At 68.2% G+C, this 18,194-nt stretch carries 18 protein-coding genes; 8 read left to right on the top strand and 10 right to left on the bottom strand.

Going from position 1 to position 18,194, the window contains the following annotated elements:
* Positions 1-141: 141 nt before the first annotated feature.
* Both FHW78_RS09545 and aroE read right to left on the bottom strand, forming a co-directional pair.
* Complete coding sequence (locus FHW78_RS09545) at positions 142-489, bottom strand: hypothetical protein (protein ID WP_183639645.1); 348 nt, start codon at positions 487-489, stop codon at positions 142-144.
* 21 nt (positions 490-510) lie between these two features.
* Entirely contained in the window at positions 511-1,359 is an 849-nt protein-coding gene (aroE, locus tag FHW78_RS09540) for a shikimate dehydrogenase (RefSeq protein WP_183639644.1), read from the bottom strand.
* 48 nt (positions 1,360-1,407) lie between these two features.
* Between aroE and FHW78_RS09535 the strand changes: the two genes are divergently transcribed.
* The gene (locus FHW78_RS09535; RefSeq protein ID WP_183639643.1) at positions 1,408-2,304 is read left to right on the top strand and encodes a PD40 domain-containing protein; all 897 of its coding nucleotides are present in this window, start codon (positions 1,408-1,410) and stop codon (positions 2,302-2,304) included.
* A 310-nt stretch (positions 2,305-2,614) separates the two neighbouring features.
* Here the strand turns inward: FHW78_RS09535 and hemB are convergent, their stop codons facing one another.
* The 5 genes from hemB to FHW78_RS09510 form a co-directional block, all read right to left on the bottom strand.
* Positions 2,615-3,604, bottom strand: a complete 990-nt coding sequence (gene hemB / locus FHW78_RS09530; RefSeq protein ID WP_183639642.1) for a porphobilinogen synthase — start codon at positions 3,602-3,604, stop codon at positions 2,615-2,617.
* Positions 3,605-3,737: 133 nt separating this feature from the next.
* Entirely contained in the window at positions 3,738-5,354 is a 1,617-nt protein-coding gene (locus FHW78_RS09525) for a PA domain-containing protein (protein ID WP_183639641.1), read from the bottom strand.
* Positions 5,347-5,802, bottom strand: coding sequence for a hypothetical protein (locus FHW78_RS09520; protein ID WP_183639640.1), 456 nt, complete (start codon positions 5,800-5,802; stop codon positions 5,347-5,349). Before FHW78_RS09520 ends, FHW78_RS09525 begins: the two co-directional genes overlap by 8 nt.
* Before the next feature lie 178 nt (positions 5,803-5,980).
* Entirely contained in the window at positions 5,981-6,229 is a 249-nt protein-coding gene (locus tag FHW78_RS09515) for a hypothetical protein (RefSeq protein WP_183639639.1), read from the bottom strand.
* A 64-nt stretch (positions 6,230-6,293) separates the two neighbouring features.
* Positions 6,294-7,316, bottom strand: a complete 1,023-nt coding sequence (locus FHW78_RS09510; RefSeq protein ID WP_318288003.1) for a pteridine-dependent deoxygenase — start codon at positions 7,314-7,316, stop codon at positions 6,294-6,296.
* Positions 7,317-7,447: 131 nt separating this feature from the next.
* On the opposite strand from FHW78_RS09510, the gene FHW78_RS09505 reads away from it, so the two are divergent.
* The 4 genes from FHW78_RS09505 (at position 7,448) to FHW78_RS09490 (ending at position 10,939) form a co-directional block, all read left to right on the top strand.
* Positions 7,448-7,909, top strand: a complete 462-nt coding sequence (locus tag FHW78_RS09505; protein WP_183639638.1) for a hypothetical protein — start codon at positions 7,448-7,450, stop codon at positions 7,907-7,909.
* Between the two features lie 7 nt (positions 7,910-7,916).
* Positions 7,917-8,480: a penicillin-insensitive murein endopeptidase gene (locus FHW78_RS09500; RefSeq protein ID WP_218533414.1), complete on the top strand. Its 564-nt coding sequence runs from the start codon at positions 7,917-7,919 to the stop codon at positions 8,478-8,480.
* A 282-nt stretch (positions 8,481-8,762) separates the two neighbouring features.
* On the top strand, positions 8,763-9,185 hold the full coding sequence (locus FHW78_RS09495) for a hypothetical protein (RefSeq protein ID WP_183639637.1): 423 nt from the start codon (positions 8,763-8,765) through the stop codon (positions 9,183-9,185).
* A 53-nt stretch (positions 9,186-9,238) separates the two neighbouring features.
* The gene (locus tag FHW78_RS09490) at positions 9,239-10,939 is read left to right on the top strand and encodes a hypothetical protein (RefSeq protein ID WP_183639636.1); all 1,701 of its coding nucleotides are present in this window, start codon (positions 9,239-9,241) and stop codon (positions 10,937-10,939) included.
* Between the two features lie 19 nt (positions 10,940-10,958).
* Here FHW78_RS09490 and FHW78_RS09485 read toward each other — a convergent pair whose 3' ends face one another.
* The 3 genes from FHW78_RS09485 to FHW78_RS09475 form a co-directional block, all read right to left on the bottom strand.
* Positions 10,959-11,402 carry a cytochrome c oxidase assembly factor Coa1 family protein gene (locus FHW78_RS09485; protein ID WP_183639635.1) on the bottom strand — a complete coding sequence of 148 codons (444 nt, stop codon included), beginning with the start codon at positions 11,400-11,402 and terminating at the stop codon, positions 10,959-10,961.
* 4 nt (positions 11,403-11,406) lie between these two features.
* Positions 11,407-13,584, bottom strand: coding sequence for a S9 family peptidase (locus tag FHW78_RS09480; protein ID WP_255443277.1), 2,178 nt, complete (start codon positions 13,582-13,584; stop codon positions 11,407-11,409).
* A gap of 74 nt (positions 13,585-13,658) precedes the next feature.
* A complete protein-coding gene (locus FHW78_RS09475) occupies positions 13,659-14,360 on the bottom strand; it encodes a glutathione binding-like protein (protein WP_183639633.1) in 702 nt (233 codons plus the stop codon).
* A 110-nt stretch (positions 14,361-14,470) separates the two neighbouring features.
* Between FHW78_RS09475 and FHW78_RS09470 the strand changes: the two genes are divergently transcribed.
* The 3 genes from FHW78_RS09470 to FHW78_RS09460 all read left to right on the top strand — a co-directional run bounded on the left by FHW78_RS09470 (position 14,471) and on the right by FHW78_RS09460 (position 17,871).
* Positions 14,471-15,118 carry a TIGR00645 family protein gene (locus tag FHW78_RS09470; RefSeq protein ID WP_183639632.1) on the top strand — a complete coding sequence of 216 codons (648 nt, stop codon included), beginning with the start codon at positions 14,471-14,473 and terminating at the stop codon, positions 15,116-15,118.
* Positions 15,119-15,163: 45 nt separating this feature from the next.
* Positions 15,164-17,341, top strand: a complete 2,178-nt coding sequence (gene uvrD, locus FHW78_RS09465; RefSeq protein WP_183639631.1) for a DNA helicase II — start codon at positions 15,164-15,166, stop codon at positions 17,339-17,341.
* 83 nt (positions 17,342-17,424) lie between these two features.
* Entirely contained in the window at positions 17,425-17,871 is a 447-nt protein-coding gene (locus FHW78_RS09460; protein ID WP_183639630.1) for a universal stress protein, read from the top strand.
* Positions 17,872-18,194: the final 323 nt, after the last annotated feature.

The following is an 18,194-nucleotide window of genomic DNA, read 5'->3' as shown; positions in this document are numbered from 1 at the left end:
ACCAAAGCAGCGTCACCACACGACCGAACCAGGTAGGAGCGCCGTCCCCGGCGCGAGCTTTTGCGCGCGGATTACGGGACGTTCAAAAAGCTCGCGGCCGGAGGCCGCTCCTACCGTCGGGTTCCACCGAACCGTGTTCGCTCAGCGCGGAGCGCGCATCGCCTTGGCGGCACCCCAGGCCAGCAGCACCAGGCCGACCGACGATACCAGGCCGAACAGCATGGTCAGCGCCGAAATCACCATGAAGAGGCCCTGCATGCTCTCGTAGCCACCTTCCGGCATGTGGTGGATGTTCCAGGCCTGGAACACGCTCGCCAGCAGCCGCAGCACGGCCGAACCCAGCAGCAGGCCGGTTCCCCACAAGGCCAGCGTCCGGCCGGGCGCTGGCTGCGCCCACATCCACAACAGGGCCAGCGCGGCACCGCAGGCCAGCAGTTCCGGTAACTGGTAGCCGACCACGGTCAGAAGCTGGATCAGGAACGGTTCCATCGGCGTCTCCGTGATTCGGCTTCAGTCGGCGGTGACCAGCAGCGCGTCCTTGCCGCGCAGCGCGGCATACACGGCATCGCTGTCGGGGCGCGCGCCATGCCAGGCTTCGAAGGCCTCGGCAGCCTGTTCGACCAGCATGCCCAGACCACCGACCGCGTCGCGACAGCCGGCCGCCCTGGCCCAGGCCAGGAACGGGATGGCGGCTTCGCCGTAGTTCAGATCCACCGCGAGCGTGCGCGGCGTGGTGAGGGTGAACGGCAAATCGAAATCCTCGCCGCCGCCGCGCGCCGCCGAGGTGGCATTGACGATCAGGCCGAAGTCACCGATATCGCCCAGGTCCTGCCAATAGCGTGACAGCGCGCGCTCCGGCTCCCCCATCGCATCGATCAGGGCATCGGCGCGCTCGGGCGTGCGGTTGACCACGATCAGTTCCGAGACGCCGGCATCCAGCAACGCCGGGGCGACCCCGCGCGCGGCTCCGCCGGCACCCAGCATCAGGGCGCGGCGACCGCGCAGGTCCAGTCCGTTCCGACCGGTCAGGTCGCGCACCAGGCCCGCGCCGTCGGTGTTGTCACCGTGCCACTGGCCGTCGTTCCAGCTCAGCGTGTTCACCGCGCCGGCGCGCCGCGCGCGCTCGCTGGTGCGCGCGCAGATCGCGAACGCGGCTTCCTTCAGCGGCAGGGTGACATTGGCGCCCTTGCCACCCTCGCCGACGAACCGATCCAGCGCGCCGACGAATTCGTGCGGCGCCGCGTCGATGGCGGTGTAGGCCAGCGATACGCCGGTCTGGCGCGCGAACGCGGCATGGATGCGGGGCGAGAGCGAGTGGGAGACCGGATGGCCGAAAACGGCATAACGAACGGTGGACATGACTTGGTATATATCCCGTGGGTGAGGGAACCGGCACGGAGCGACACCATGAAACCAACACGGGCGGCTGCCGTCCTGATCGGCAGTCTACTCTCAGCCGCCGCGGCCGGGCAGTTGGCCGAGTTCGGCATCGAGGGCATGGGCGTGGTGTCCACACCGGCCACCGAAGTGCGTGGCAGCGTGAGTCCGGACGGACAGCGGATCGTCTGGGGCAGCACCGACCGGAGCGGCGGCGCGGGCGGCTGGGACCTGTGGCAGGCGCACCTGCGTGACAAGCGCTGGACCGATCCGGAGCCGCTGCCGATCAATTCCGCCGCCAACGACTTCGACCCGCTGCTGAGCGCCGACGGCCGCTGGCTGTACTTCTTCTCCAACCGTCCCGGTGGCCACGGCGGAGACGATCTCTATCGCGCCGCGGTGAAGGCGGACGGCGGCTTCGGCGAGCCGGAAAACCTGGGCCTGGGCGTCAACAGCGCCGGCAACGAATGGGCGCCCACGCCCAGCGCCGATGGCCGCCGGTTGCTGTTTGCCAGCAACGGGTTCGGTGGCGCCGGGCGCCATGACCTGTTCGTCGCGCGCTGGAACGGCAAGGCCTTCGTCGATCCGCAACCGGTGCCGGGGATCAACAGCGCGGTGGATGAATTCGACGCGGCCTGGCTCGATGGCGGCAAGGCGCTGGTGTTCGCGCGTTCGGACAAGGCCGGCGAGCAGCCGATCCAGTTGTTCGTCGCCGAATGCGATGGCCAGGCCTATTCCGGCATCGCCCCGTGGTCGCTGTCGTTCAACTCGGCCGAAGGCACCACGCTGGGACCGGTGGTGGATCCCTCACGGCCCAGCGAAATGCTGGTGAGCGGCGCTGCGCGCGCGCCGACGGCGGGCAAGCTGGATATCTATCGCACGCTGGCGCCGACGCGGCGCGGCAAGGCGGGGTGTTTGCCGGGGTGAGTCATGAAAGCCCCCTCTGCAGCGGCTTCTCGACAGCCGGATGGCGGATCAAGGGAGAGGCAAAACGCAGTTTCCGAACAGGAAGGTTTTCCACTTAAGCCCCCTTTGAAAAAGGGGGCGGGCATCTGCGAACGCAGATGACGGGGGATTTGCTTTTGGCGCGAAAAGCAAATCCCCCTCAATCCCCCTTTTACAAAGGGGGAGGCAAAGGCGAGCCTTTCCCGAATCCCGAATCCCGAATCCCGAATCCCGAATCCCGAATCCCGAATCCCGAATCCCGAATCCCGAATCCCGAATCCCGAATCCCGAATCAACCCCCACGCAACCAGCGCGCGGCATCCAGCGCGAAATACGTCAGGATGCCGTCGGCACCGGCGCGCTTGAACGCGGTCAGTGCTTCCAGCGTGCAGGCGCGTTCGTCGAGCCAGCCGTTGGCGTAGGCGGCCTTCAGCATCGCGTACTCGCCGCTGACCTGGTAGGCGAAGGTCGGCACGCCGAATTCGTCCTTCACCCGCCGCACCACGTCCAGGTAGGGCATGCCCGGCTTGACCATGACCATGTCCGCGCCTTCCTCCAGATCCAGCGCCACTTCGTGCAGCGCCTCGTTGGTGTTGGCGGGATCCATCTGGTAGGTGAACTTGTTGCCCTTGCCCAGGTTGCCGGCGCTGCCGACCGCGTCGCGGAACGGGCCGTAGAACGCGGAGGCGTACTTGGCCGAGTAGGCCATGATGCGGGTGTGGATGTGGCCTTCCTCTTCCAGTGCGCCGCGGATGGCGCCGATGCGTCCGTCCATCATGTCGCTGGGGGCGACGATGTCCACGCCGGCGCGCGCATGCGACAGCGCCTGCTTGACCAGTGCCTCGACGGTGATGTCGTTCATCACGTAACCACTGTCATCGATGATGCCGTCCTGGCCATGGGTGGTGAACGGATCCAGCGCCACGTCGGTCATCACGCCCAGTTCCGGGAAACGCTGCTTGATCGCGCGCACCGCGCGCTGGGCCAGCCCGTCATCGTCCCAGGCCGCCTCGGCGTCCAGCGACTTGGCTTCCGGCGCGGTCACCGGGAACAGCGCCAGCACGGGGATGCGCAGTTCGGCGGCCTGCTCGGCGACCTTCAGCAGTTCGTCGATCGACAGGCGATCCACGCCCGGCATCGACGGCACCGCCTCGCGGCCCTTCAATTCGTGGACGAAGACCGGGTAGATCAGATCATTGGCGGTGAGCACGTGCTCGCGCATCAACCGGCGGGAGAAATCGTCGCGGCGCATGCGGCGCGGACGCGTATAGGGATAAGCCATCGCTCGCTCCTGGGGGATGCCGCGATCATACGCCCCCGGATTCCAGCCGGCCTGCGACCGATGCGCGCAGGCTGGCGCGGATATCGGAACGGCGCCTCGCGGCGCCGTTCCGGGCCTGTCTATCCGCTTGTTTTTACTTGATGATCTTGGCCGCGCAGGCCATTACCTTGCCGCCCTGGTTGCCGACCAGCAGGCCGCTGGCCAGCGAGCGCGTCTTGTAAGCATCCATGCAGCCCTGGTAGACGTCCTTGCTGCCGCTGGTGCGCAGGCACAGGTTGCTCCAGGCCTGCACGTTCGCGCCCGGGATCAGGCCACCACTGCCGACCACGTCGACATTGGTGGTGCAGTTGCCGATGCGCGCATTGCCGGGATTGAGTTGCCAGCCGATGTCCTGGAACAGCGCCGGGGTCAGATCCAGGTTCACCTCGCCGCGCAGGGTGGAGGTGATGGCCGGTTCCATCAGCGCGTTGGGCACCAGCGCGGTGTCGTAGTGCGAGAACGACGATCCGCTTTCGTACGGATTCGGCGCGTACAGCCGTACCCGCCCGCTGTTGTCGGCGCCCTGCAGCAGTGAGGTATCCACGCCGAAACCGACGCTCGCCGGCAGGTTGGCGCGAATCAGCGCACCATCGGCCTGCGAGACGCCCAGGCTGGGAATGGTGATCGCGGGGTCACTGCCGCCCATCGCCGGCTGCCCGGCCACGTTGTTGGCGACCAGCATGCCTGTGGCACCGGCCGCCTGCACGTTGGCGGCCTTGATCACGAAGTTGCAGTTGCCGCGATCCACCAGTGCGATGTTGCCTGCCACGGCGGCGGCATTGCCGATCGGCTCGCAGCCGTCGGTGGTGCTGACGCCGCCGTCCAGCGCCGCGACCACGGTGCCGGCGAAGTTGGCGGTGGTCGGCACCGGTCCGAAGTTGGCGAAACCGACGTCGTAACTGCCGGCAATCACCGCCGGCGCGGTGACCTTCAGCACGCTGCGGTTGTCCAGCACCAGCGCGGCCTGGCCGTTGACGTTGCCGCCTGTCCACACCAGTCGCCCGGTGTTGCGCAGCGCGGTGGCGCGTTGCGTGGCGGTCAGTTGCGGAAAGGTCGCCGCCAGCGTGTTGTCGTAGGCGAAGGTCGAATAGATGTCCTGCCGCCCGCTGAGGAAGTTGCCGGCCGAGTTGGTGAAGCCCTGGAAGCCCAGGCCATGGCCGATCTCGTGCATGACCACATTGAGGAAATTGATCTTGCCGGCCGGCGTGTTGCCGTCCAGTCCGTAGTACCAGTCCTGGCCGGTCAGGCAGTTGGGATTGACGCCGATGTCGCCGTTGAAGCGCGAGTTGATGTCGATGAAGCCGGGATTGAGATCGCTGCCGGCCAGCGAGTCCGCCAGCGCCGAGGAGTACCAGGTGTTGGGCACCACGCCGGGCGCGAAGTCGGAGAACACGAAGGTGGTGCCGGCCGATCCCAGTGTTGCGCTGGTCGGCGTGCAGGCCAGCGGCTGGAAACTCGCGCCGACATAGATGGTGACATCGCTCTGCAGGACCGAACCCCACAGATCCATCGCGAACTGGTAGGCGAGGGTGCGCTGTGCTCCCAGGGTGGTGCCGGGATTGAGTCCTTCCGGCGCCTTCGGGGTCGGATCGTCCAGGCCCAGTCCGGTGCCGGCGTCGCCGCTGACCAGGACCAGATCGGCGGCGGTGGCCGGCAAGGCGCAGACCAGCGCCGCCAGCAGGGTTGCACGCAACGGGATCATCCTATTCATCGCTGGCCTCCTTCGCCTGCTGCAGCTTCGACGCGTCATCGGCATGGCCCATGCGCAACTGGCCATCCGCGCCGCGGACGATCATCAGGTCGGTCATGCTGCTTTCCGGCACCGGCTGGACCAGGCCGCCGGCGGGCAGCCGGCGCTGGCCGGCCTGGGCCTCGGTCTCGGTGGCGGGCGCCACGAACCCCTTCTTGCCCGCGCCCAGCGGCTCGGCGCGACGCGCCTTGGCGGCGCCGCGGGACTGTTCGCTGAGTTGCCGGCGTTCTTCCTGCGTCAGTGGACGCAGCTTGCCGGTCTTCGGGTCGATGGCGACCTTGCTGTCGGCGGCGGTGGCTTCGGTCTGGGGAGGCGTCGCCGCGGGCGGCGAGGATTGGGGACTGGCCTGGGCGGTCAGGCAGGCGGCGAAACCCGCCAGCAGCCACCAGGACGGATGCGAGTGCTTCATGAGGCGCTCCATTGCAGGACACAGGGACGCCTGCGCCCACCGGATCGCGACGGCCCGGGTGCAAGGACGCAGGGGCGGACGACGCCGGGCAATGCAGCGGGGGGAACCCGGCCGGCGCAGTCTGCGCCGCGCGGCCGGGGGGTTCAATCAACGGCGATTACGTTTTGGACGGCCCGGCTCAGACGATGCCGCCGCCCAGCATCAGGCGGCCGATGGCGACCACGATGACGATGCCGTTGAGGACCAGGCCGGTCTTGGCGCGGCCGCGGTTGCCGGCGGAGGTGAACAGGACGCCGATGGCGGCGATGATCGCGCCCACCGCGGCGAACGGAATCAGGAACCAGTTGCCCCATCCCAGCAGCGGGATCAGGGCGAGCACCATCCAGACCATCGCGACGATGCCCCACAGCAGACTGATCAGACCCATCGATGTCATCTCCGCGCCGGAAAGGGCCGGCGATGCCCCGAGTATGGGTGCGGCGCGGCGGCGATCAAGCCGCCAGGCCGTGCATGCCTTCGATTTCGACCCGCAGCTCGCGTCGGCACACGTCGCCCAGCAGCATCAGGTAGGGCACCTCGCCGCCCAGGCGCGCCGCCAGCTGCGCCGCGACCTCTTCGGCGTCTTCGGCATCGCGCACGTAGACCTTCAGCCGCGCCGAGGCATCCAGGTGGGCGGGCAACTGCGGACGTAGTGCGCGCGCCGCGCCGATCAGGCTGTCAAGGTTGGTCAGGGTTTCGTCCAGTTGCGCCTTCAGCGATTCGGCATGCTGCGAGGCGTGGCCGACGATGGCGGCGGTGCCGGACAGGAACAGCGGCAACGCCGGCGCCGAGGTCGGCAGCAGCGCGCGGGCGAAGCTCGGCGATTGCGGGCCGTACTCGCGCGGATAGCGGTAGGCGCTGACCTGGCGCGGATTCTCCAGCGGCGTGCCGGCCACGCGCGCGCTCAGCCAGTACACCTGCAGCACGCGGCGGCCGTCGCGGCTGCCGACGGCGGTGGCCGCCGGCAGGGTGCCGGTGTCGAACGGACCCAGCCCGCGCACGCGGCCGACGCAGAACTGGCGATAGCGCTCGTGATCGCCTTCGCCCAGGATGATCGCGTCCAGGTAATTCCAGATGCGCAGCAGGTGCGGGTAACCGCTGGCCTGCCAGAACCCGGTCAGGCGGCGATAGACGAGTTCACCGGCCAGCAGGATGCCGCCTTCGGGTTCTTCCATTTCCAGCACGCCGAACTGCAGTTCGCCGTCGCTGGCCCAGCTGATGCCGTCATCGGTGACGCCGGACAAGACCGTCGCCGGGGAGCGCCAGACTTCCAGGCAAGCGGTGCCGTGGAGCGGCTGCAGCGGGACGTGCAGGTAGCGCGGATCGGACACCTGCCCGCGGGTGGGCGCGGTGTCGCCGAAACCGAAGATCGCCAGGGTGTCCGGCCGGTCCAGCTCGCGGGCCAGCGCGGCGACGGGGACATGGTCGACCGCCAGCCGTGCGCTGCTGGGCCGGAAGTCGGGGACGACGCTCATCTTTCGGTACGGATACGCATGAACAGGCCGTCATGATACCGCGCGGCCCGGGGATCCCGGGGCACCGGCGCGGATATGCCATATTCAGTCCCTGCGGCGGATGATCCGGCGCAAACCACGGGAGTCGTGCCATGTCCGTCCGTCTTGCCGCCATGCTGGGGTTGGCCATCCTGCTGACCGGATGCGCCGGAACGTCCAAGGTGATGCTGGGAACGGCGCGCGCGCCGATCGACCCGGCCCAGGTCCAGGTCTACAGCACACCGCCTCCGGGTTCGGTGGAAATCGCCCAGCTGGAATCCACCAGCGCGGTCGGTTTCGGCACCCAGGGCCAGACCGACGCCGCGGTCGCCCGGCTCAAGCGCGAGGCCGCGGCGCTGGGCGCCAACGGCGTCGTGCTGATGGGCGTGGGTTCGAGCGGTTCGCCGGTCGGCATGTCGGTCGGTGCCGGCAGCTACGGACGCCACAGCGGTGGCGGCGTCGGCATCGGCATCCCGACCACCCAGAAGCGCGCCGCCGGCGTGGCGATCTACGTGCCGCCGGGGGCCGCGCCGCCACCGGCGACCGTTCCGCCGACCAGTCCGCCCGCGCGCTAGATCCCGCATGCGCCTGCCAGGAAGGCTGGCGTTGCTGGCCGGACTGGCCACGCTCGTCATCGCATCCGCCGGTTTCGCCACCGACAGCGTCTGTTTCGGCACGCCCGGCCATGGTCGCCTGGAGAAGGCGGCACGGATCCCCGTTTCCGGCGCCAACTTCCAGCCTTACAGCGGACTGGGCGTCCGCCTCGGCCGGACCCATGCGCATTCGCGCGTGGTCCGGGTGATCATCCACGCTTACGGCGCGCTGGAAAAATCGATGCCCGATCGCGTGTTCGTCTACGGCGAATCGGGTTGGGCGCAGGGCGGACCCTTTCGCCCGCACCGCACCCACCAGAACGGACTGGCGGTCGATTTCATGGTGCCGGTGCTCGACGAATCCGGCCGCTCGGTGCCGCTGCCTTCCCGCGTGGACAACAAGTTCGGCTACGGCATCGAGTTCGATCGCCAGGGCCGTCATGGCAATCTACGCATCGACTACGAAGCCATCGCCGAACACCTGCATGCGGTGCACGCCGCCGCCCGCCGCGAAGGCATCGTGATGGAGCGGGTCATCTTCATCCGGCGCTGATCCCGGCCCTGTACCGCACCCGCCGCGGCGACTTCATCCGCCGGCAGGTGCGTTTCATGCCGGGGCAGGCCTGGGTCCGCCATGACGAGCATTACCACATCGATTTCGGGATTCCCTGCCGCCCGTTGGGCGAATGACGCATCACCCCGCATGGACGACGTGGACGCTCGGACGGTTCCGATTCCCGTGCTGTCACCCGAAGGCTACGCTCGCCTCTCCGCACGCTGTCCCGCCATGTCGTCCGGGCTGGCATCCTGCATCGCCCCCGGCCCAAGGATTCCGATGAGAAAACTTCTTCCAGCGCTCGCGTTGTGCATGGCGGGCAGCGCCCAGGGCGCGGTCAGCACCGACATCCGCTGTTTCACCTCCGAAGGCGCGCGTCCCGTCCGCTTCGAGCTCCGTCTCTATCACGACGCCGCGATCGCCTGGTCGGGCGGCGCGGTGCGCTACGCGGGTTCGCGCGACAGCCTGCCGCTGGTGCGCGAAAGCGAGGAAGTGGAGGAAATGGTGCCTGGCCGCCCGTATCAGTTCACCACCACCTGGCAGGAGATGCTGGAGGGCAAGGTCAACGGTCGCTACGAGATGGTCAGCCAGGGAGCGCAGATCCACTCCATGGCCTACACGAACGCACGCACCGGCAAGCGGACGGAATTTTCCTGGGTACCCGGCATCGAGGTTTCCGGAGACGACGGTTGCCGGTGGTGAGGTGGTGGAGGATGCGTGCGAGGACGGAAGGCCAGCATGGCAAGGCACGGACGATGGTTCGCACGATGCCGGGATGGGTGTTCATGGCTTGCGTGTTCGCTGCTTCGGCGGGTGGGCGCGGCATGCAGGGCGCAGGCATGACGCCGGCGCCTGATCGCGGGTCCGGAGCGGGTCCTGTCGCGGAGATCGCGCGGGTGAAGCGCCTGGATGGCGTGCAGGCGGTGGCCGATACGCACGGCAGCCTGACCTTGGCATGGATCGAGGGTGCGACCGTGTACGCCGCTCGCCGCGATGCCGCGCGAGGAGCGTGGAGCGCTGCGGTTCGCATCGGTCCGGAACCCACGGCGCCCGGGCAGCGTTCCTTCAACCTGCAGGCGGCGGCGGACGCGGCGGGAACGGTGTTCGTGGCCTGGATGCAGGACACCTCGACGGGACGGCACGTCTTCGTCGCGCGGCATCTCGCGGGGCAGGCGGAATGGCAAGCGGTCCAGCGCGTGACCCCTGCGGACAAGGCGTTGCAGGCGGATGTGCACGAACTGGTTTTGCTGGTCGCGCCGGACGGAGATGCGACGGCGATCTGGTCGGAGATCGCGGACACGCAGGCGCGCGCGGTGCGGGCCTTGTCCAGCAGCGTCGCGCCCCAGCGGCGGCATGCGCTCCTGGCCGCGCGTTTCGACGCCGCCCGCGAGCGCTGGAGCGAGGCGATCCCGGTGGACCCGCGCCGGACCGGAGGATACGGGTTTGGCGTCAGCACGCCGCCCGCCGCGGCCATGGACGGCGATGGCAACGTGACCGTGGCCTGGAACGATCAAGTGGTCGACCGTCCTTTCCTGCTGGCCGCGCGGATCCGCAACGAACTGAAGACGAGCCGGTTCGATGTGCGCAACGGGCGCTGGGAGACGCCGCGGGTGCTCGCGCGCTGCGCCAACGCGATCGCCTGCACGCCGTGGTTGCGGAGCGGCGCTGACGGCACGATCTGGGCCGCCTGGAGTGAAGTCACCGCACCGCCGATCGGCCGGGATGTCTTCGTCGCCCGCCGCGCTCCGCAGGACCGGCGATGGTCGCAACCGCTGCGGCTGACGGACTGCCGGCAGGACGGCTGCGGCGGTGAACTGAGCGATCTGGAAATCGCGCCGTCGGGCGGCGTCGCGCTCCGCTGGGAGCGAGGCGACCGCACGGCGGGCGCGCTGCTGCCCGAACCCGCGGGCACGTGGCATCCGCTGCCGCTCACGCCGTGGCCGGTACGCATCGGCTGGCTGGAGGACGATGCGCGGTTGTTCGTGATCGGCGGATCCGAATTCGACGCGGCGGGTGGATGGAATCCGGTCGGTGCGCTGGCGCACTACGCGGCGGTCGCCGATACGTCGGAGCCGTGGGAATGGCGTGCCGACGCGCCGCCGCCGTTCACGCTGCCGGAGGGATTCGTCCAACTCGACCGCCGGCGGATGCGCACCTTCCGTGTCGGCGATATCCGGGCGGTGGTGTCGATCGGGCGGTTGGCGCCGCCTCCTGCGCAGCGGCGCGTGCGCGACGACGGGCGCTTCCAGATTGTGCTGGATCGCTATGACCCGGCGGCCGGGCGCTGGCTGGCGCCGACGGTTCTGGACGAGGTCGGAATATCCGGGAATGCGCTGTTTGGAGGCGAGCCGGGCGGTGTGATCCCGCTGGCAACGACGCCGCGGGCCTCCGTCATCCTGTGGTGGCACAAAGAAGTCGACGGCCTGGTGCTGAAAAGCGCGGACTACCGCTTCTGAGGTGCGCGCCGGTGCGGACTCAGCGCCCGAATTCCCCGGCGTCGTCGTCTTTATCCCGCAAATCGATCCGCTGGCCACCGTCCAGGGCCACCACCAGCGTCTCGTACTGCCATTCGCCTGCCCGCTTGTTCGCTTCCACGTACAGCGTGGCCGCGCCGCGACTGCCCTTGAGCGGGATGGCGAGGTTCGCCTCGCCGGACGCGGCGCTGCCGTCAATGTTGCCCTGGACGAAATAGCCCGGCGTGATCGGTTCGCCCAGCGCCGCCACCACGGCGGCGTCGGCGCGGGCGCGTGAAAGTCCGGTCTGGTAAGGCTCGGACGACTTCATCATGCCGAACACGAAACTCATGATCGCCAGGACGAAGGCGGCGATCAGGGCCATCCCCGTCACCACCAGCGTTGGTACGAACCACTTCCAGTTGCGGCTCCACCAGTTCGGCGGTGGGACGGGGATCTGGCTCATGTCGTCACTCCACGGGCTTCAGGCAGCGCTGGAAGAAATCCTCGGTGATCTTCAGCCGGTGCAGGTTGTCCTTGCCGCGCAGGCCGTGCTTGGCGCCCGGATAGGTCATCAGCTCGAACGGCACCGCGCGCTGCTGCAGGGCGCTCATCAGCTTGGTCGAATTGGTGAACAGCACGTTGTCGTCGGCCATGCCGTGGATCAGCAGCAGCCGGGACTTCAGGCCATCCACATGGGTGAACACCGAACCCTCGCGGTAGCCGTCCACGTTCGACTTCGGCAGATCCATGTAGCGCTCGGTGTAGTGGGTGTCGTACAGGCTCCAGTCGGTGACCGGCGCGCCCGCCACGCCGCAGGCATAGGCGTCGGAGGCCTTGGCCAGCAGCATCAGGGTCATGTAGCCGCCGTTGGACCAGCCGTACACGCCGATGCGCGAACCGTCGACCCACGGCTGCGACTTGAGGAAGTCCACGCCCTTGAGCTGATCGACGACCTCCACCGTGCCCTGCTTGCGGAACAGCGCGTTGCCGAACTTCGCGCCGCGCCGTGGCGTGCCGCGGTTGTCCAGCGAGAACACCACGTAGCCATGCTGCGCCATGTACTGGTCGAAGGTCGGCGCCCAGGTGCGGCTGACGGTCTGGCCGGCCGGGCCGCCATAGACGTAGACCACCACCGGATATTTCTTCTTCGGATCGAAGCCGGTCGGCTTGATCAGGCTGTAGTGCAGGGTCTGGCCGTCCTCGGCATCCAGCGTGCCGTATTCGATCGGGCGATGCGCGTCCTTGTACCTGGCGTAGGGATGCTGCGGGTCGGCCAGATCGTTCTTCACCAGCGCGGTCAGCAGGGTGCCGTCGGCGCGGTGCAGTTCCACCTGCGGCGGCGTGGTCGGGTTGGACCAGCTGTCGATGTAGACCTCGGCGTTGTCGCTGAAGGCCACGCCGTGCATGCCCTCGGCGCGGGTGATGCGGACGGGCCTGGCATCACCGGCCAGGCTGACCGAATACAGCTGCCGCTCCAGCGGCGAAGCCTCGGTGGCGGTGAAATAGACCAGGCCCTTGGCCTCGTCCAGCGCCGAGACGTCCTCGACCGTCCAGTCGCCGGAGGTCAGTTGCGCCAGCTGCTTGCCGTCCTTGTCGTGCAGGTACAGGTGCTCGAAACCGCTCTTCTCGGAGGACCACAGGATGCGGCCGTCCTTGAGGAAGCGCAGGTTGTTGTGCAGCGGGATCCAGGTCTTGCTGGTCTCGGTGATCAGGGTGCGCTGCTTGCCGCTGTCCAGATCGGCTTCGATCAGCTCCAGCGTGCGCTGGTCGCGCGACTGCCGCTGGAACGTGGGGTGGCGCGCGTCGCGCCAGTTCACCCGCGCCAGGTAGATGTCCTTCTCCGCGCCCAGATCCAGCCATTTCGGCGCGCCGCCCTTGGGCGAGATCACGCCCAGCTGGATCAGCACGTTCGGATCGCCGGCGGCCGGGTAGCGCTGCTCGACGATGTCGGCGCGATCCGGATACACCTCGAAGCGTTTCTGCACCGGCACCGGGGTTTCATCGATGCGGGCGAAGGCAATCGCCGAATCATCCGGCGCCCACCAGTAGCCGGTATGGCGATCCATTTCCTCGTCGGCGACGAACTCGGCCACGCCGTTGCCGATGGTGTCCGAACCGTCGCGGGTCAGCTGGGTTTCCTTGCCGCTGGCCAGATCGATCACCCACAGGTTGCGTTCACGCACGAAACTGACGAAGCCGCCCTTGGGCGACACCTTGGGATCGGTGGCGAAGCCGCCGCCGCGGGTCAGCTTGCGTACCGCCTCCGCGCCGGTCTTGCCCAGGTCGTACAGGTACAGCTCGCCGCCCAGCGGGAACAGCAGGCGCTGGCCATCCGGGGAGAATTGGTAGTCGACGATGCCCGACATCGCGGCGATGCGCTGGCGTTCGCGCCGCGCCTTTTCCTCGTCGCTCAGGGTCTCGGTGCCGGGCAGCACCACCTTGGAGTCCACCAGCATCCGGGTCTGCCCGCTGGCGATGTCGTATTCCCACAGATCCAGCTGGAAGCGGTTGTCCTGCTTGCCGCGCAGGAAGGTCACCCGCTTGCCGTCCGGCGAGGTCTTGGCCTTCATCAGCGAGGGACCGGACAGCGGAGCATCGCCGGCCAGGGCTTCCAGGGTGAGTTTCTCGGCGTGGGCAACGGGCATGGCGGCGATCTGGCAGGTGGACGCCAGGCAGGCGGCCAGGAAAAGTCCGGTCAACGGGCGGGCGAGCGCTTTCTTCATGACTTCACGGGTCCTTGGTTGAACAGGTGTTTGCGTTCTTCATCGGTGAGCGGCTGGCCGGCATTGGGATTGACCTGCGTGCGCAGCGCGTAGGCGCGCTGGGTGGCGGGGCGTGCGGCGATGCTTTCATGCCAGCGTCTCAGATTCGGGAACGCCTCGAAATCCGGTGGCAGCTTGTCGTAGGCGTGGATCCAGGGATAGCTGGCCATGTCGGCGATGCCGTATTCGTCGCCGGCCAGGTAGGCGCTCTCCGCCAGGCGCTTGTCCATCACGCCGTGCAGGCGCGCCACTTCGCGGCCGTAGCGTTCGATGGCGTACGGAATCGGCTCCGGCGCGTAGACGTTGAAATGGCCCATCTGTCCGGTCATCGGCCCCAGCCCGCCCATCTGCCAGAACAGCCATTCCAGCGCCGCGACGCGGCCGCGCGGCGTCGTCGGCAGGAAACGGCCGGTCTTCTCGGCCAGGTACAGCAGGATCGCGCCGGATTCGAACACGCTCTGCGGCGCGCCGCCGTCGGCCGGGGCGTGATCGACGATCGCCGGCATCTTGTTGTTGGGGGAAATGGCCAGGAATTCGGGCTTGAACTGATCCCCCGCGCCGATGTTGACCGGCTTGATCGTGTAGGGGAGCCCGGCTTCTTCCAGGAACAGGGTGATCTTGTGGCCGTTGGGGGTCGGCCAGTAGTACAGGTCGATCATCGCGGGGGACCCCGGAGCGTGAAAAGGCCGAGTGTAACGCCGCTCGCGGGTTGGCAGCAGGGGATCGGACCGGTAACCTGCGCCCTTTCCCAGCACTGCATCCGACCCCCATGTCGCAACCGACCAATGCGCGCCTTGGTTTCCTGCCGAACCTGATTTTCGCTTCCCGCTGGCTGCAGCTGCCGCTGTACCTGGGCCTGATCGCGGCCCAGGCGGTCTACGTGTTCCTGTTCCTGAAGGAGCTGTGGCACCTGATCCACGGCGCCAACACCCTGACCGAGCAGGGCATCATGCTGCTGGTGCTGGGCCTGATCGACGTGGTGATGATCTCCAACCTGCTGGTGATGGTGATCGTCGGCGGCTACGAGACCTTCGTGTCGCGGCTGCGCCTGCACAACCATCCCGACCAGCCGGAGTGGCTGAGCCACGTCAACGCCAGCGTGCTGAAGGTGAAGCTGGCGATGGCGATCATCGGCATCTCCTCCATCCACCTGCTCAAGACCTTCATCGGCGCCGGCGAGCTTGGCCTGCCGCTGTGCGGGTCGCAGGACCACGTCAGTGCGCTCTCCACTGCCGCGAGCGCGTTGAAGGCCGGCTACGACCTGGGCGCGGTGAAGTGCACCTCGGTCACCTCCATCGGCGTGATGTGGCAGACCATCATCCATGGCGCCTTCATCCTGTCGGCGATCGGCATCGCCTACACCGACAAGTTGATGAGTGCCGCTGCCCCCAAGCGCGAGCACGCCGCCGCCCACTGAGCGGCGCGACGGGGTTTCCACCGTGGCGTCCTGTAAAATGCCGCGGTGGATGTCTCTCACCTACTCGATGATCTGAACCCCGCGCAGCGCGAGGCCGTCTCCGCGCCGCCGGGCCATTACCTGGTCCTGGCCGGCGCCGGCTCCGGCAAGACCCGCGTGCTCACCCACCGCATCGCCTGGCTCAACGAAGTCGAGGGCGTGCCGACCCACGGCATCCTGGCGGTGACCTTCACCAACAAGGCGGCCGGCGAGATGCGCGCGCGCGCCGACCTGCAGCTGCGCAACGGCAGCCGCGGCATGTGGATCGGCACCTTCCACGGCCTGGCCCACCGCCTGCTGCGCCTGCACTGGCAGGAAGCGAAGCTGCCGGAAACCTTCCAGGTGCTGGACAGCGACGATCAGATCCGCCTGGTCAAGCGGGTGGTGCAGCAGCTGGAACTGGACGAGGCGCGCTTCCCGCCGCGCCAGATCGCCTGGTGGATCAACGCGCAGAAGGACGAGGGCCGGCGCGCCGAACACCTGCAACCGGGCGACGACATCTGGGCCGACACCCTGCGCCGGGCCTACATGCTGTACCAGGAACGCTGCGATCGCGCCGGCCTGGTCGATTTCGCCGAACTGCTGCTGCGCGCGCACGAACTGCTGCGCGACAACCCGGCGCTGCTGGCGCATTACCGGCACCGCTTCCGCGAGCTGCTGATCGACGAGTTCCAGGACACCAACGCCATCCAGTACGCGTTCGTGCGGGTGCTGGCCGGCGACACCGGCCACGTGTTCGTGGTCGGCGACGACGACCAGGCCATCTACGGCTGGCGCGGCGCCAAGGTCGAGAACGTGCAGCGCTTCCTCAAGGACTTCCCGCAGGCGCGCACCATCCGGCTCGAGCAGAACTACCGCTCCAGCGCCAACATCCTCAATGCCGCCAACGCGGTGATCGCGCACAACCCCGGCCGCATCGGCAAGCAGCTGTGGACCGACAGCGGCGACGGCGAGCCGATCGATCTGTACGCGGCCTACAACGAAATCGACGAAGCCCGCTTCGTGGTCGAGCGCATCCGCCAGTGGGTACGCGATGGCGGCAGCCTCAACGACGCGGCCATCCTCTACCGCAGCAACGCGCAGTCGCGGGCATTCGAAGAGACCCTGCTGTCGGAACAGGTGCCGTACCGGGTATACGGCGGCATGCGCTTCTTCGAGCGCGCCGAGATCAAGGACACCCTGGCCTACCTGCGGTTGATGGCCAATCGTGACGACGATGCGGCCTTCGAGCGGGCGGTCAACACGCCGGCGCGCGGCATCGGCGATCGCACCATGGACGAAGTGCGCCGGCTGGCGCGCGCGGAATCGCTGTCGCTGTGGCAGGCTGCGCGGCAGCAGGTCGGCGGCACCGCGCTGGCGGCGCGGGCGCGCAACGCCCTGGCCGGTTTCCTGGCGCTGGTCGAAGCCTTGGCGGCGGAAACCGGCGAGTTGCCGTTGCAGGACCGCATCGATCACGCGCTGATGCGCTCGGGCCTGCGCGAACACTATGCCGCCGAGAGCCGCGGCCAACTGGATTCGCGCACCGACAACCTGGACGAACTGGTGTCGGTGGCCTCGCGTTTCGTCCGCGTCGACGACGAGGAGACCCAGGGCATGACCGATCTGGTCGCCTTCCTCGCCTACGCCGCACTGGAAGCCGGCGAGGGCCAGGCCCAGGCCGGCGAGGACGGCGTGCAGCTGATGACCCTGCATTCGGCCAAGGGCCTGGAGTTCCCGCTGGTGTTCCTGGCCGGACTGGAAGAGGGCCTGTTCCCCAGCAACAAGTCGCTGGACGAGAGCGGCCGTCTGGAGGAGGAGCGCCGCCTCGCTTACGTCGGCATCACCCGCGCGCGGCAGAAGCTGGTGCTGAGCTTCGCCGAGGCGCGCCGCCTGCACGGCCAGGACATGTACGGCATTCCCTCGCGGTTCCTGCGCGAAATTCCCACCGCGCTGCTGAACGAGGTGCGTCCGCGCGTGCAGGTGTCCCGCCCGGCGGCCAGCTACGGCCCGCGCCGCGATCTGGGCCACGCCGCGGTGGAGTCGCCCACGCTCAAGCTCGGCCAGAACGTCGTGCACGCGAAATTCGGGCGCGGTGTGGTAACTGACTACGAGGGCAGCGGCGCGCATGCGCGCGTGCAGGTCCACTTCGACGAGGAAGGCAGCAAATGGCTGGTGCTCGCCTATGCCAATTTGCAGGCGGTGTGACGCCCGCGGATTGATTCCGATCAAGGCATGGCGAGGCATTCCGGCGTGTAATGGTTCCACCCCACGACGACGGAGGTATCCCCATGTATCAGCGCATCCTGATAGCGACCGATGGTTCGGAGCTGGCGATGAAGGGCGTGGAGCAGGGGCTGGTGCTGGCCAGCCAGCTCAAGGCGCAGGTCGCCGTGGTGACCGTCAGCGAACCCATCGTCACCGGCTTTGACGATGCCCTTGGCTGGGGCGCGGCCAACCGCTTCTCCACCGACTACCAGAAAGCCCAGGACGAGGCCGCCCAGCGGATCTTCGACGGGGTCACCGAGCACGCGCGGGCGCGGGGCCTGGCAATCACGCCGGTGCACATCCGCGATCGCTACGCGGCCGAAGGCATCATCGAAGCGGCAACCGAACAGAAGGCGGATCTGATCGTGATGGCCTCGCATGGCCGGCGTGGTCTGGGACGCCTGCTGATCGGCAGCCAGACCCACGAAGTGCTGACCCACAGCCACGTGCCGGTGCTGGTGGTGCGCTGATCCGCAGCGCGCGCGGCCTGTGGCCGCGGGCTTTCCGCTGCCTCGCGAGGGATGGGCCTTCTCTCCCCGGTCCCTGCGAAATGGAAGGCTCGCGGCCACAGGCCGCGCACATGGATTCCTCCCCCCGCTTGCGGGGGAAGGTGCCCGAAGGGCGGAAGGGGGCACGCGTCCGGGAGCCAAGCGGCGTTTTCCCGTCGCAGCAAGAGCATCACGAACCGGTAAACCACCATCCGCGACCGAAACCGCGACTCACCAGCCGTAGATCTTCCAGTACACCGGCGACACCGGGCCTTCGCCCTTGCTCTTGTCCAGCCGGCCGTCGC

Source organism: Pseudoxanthomonas sp. OG2 (assembly GCF_014192765.1).
Taxonomy (GTDB): domain Bacteria; phylum Pseudomonadota; class Gammaproteobacteria; order Xanthomonadales; family Xanthomonadaceae; genus Pseudoxanthomonas_A; species Pseudoxanthomonas_A beigongshangi.
Note: the sequence above shows the minus strand (reverse complement) of the source record. Positions and strands in the feature narration are given on the sequence as shown.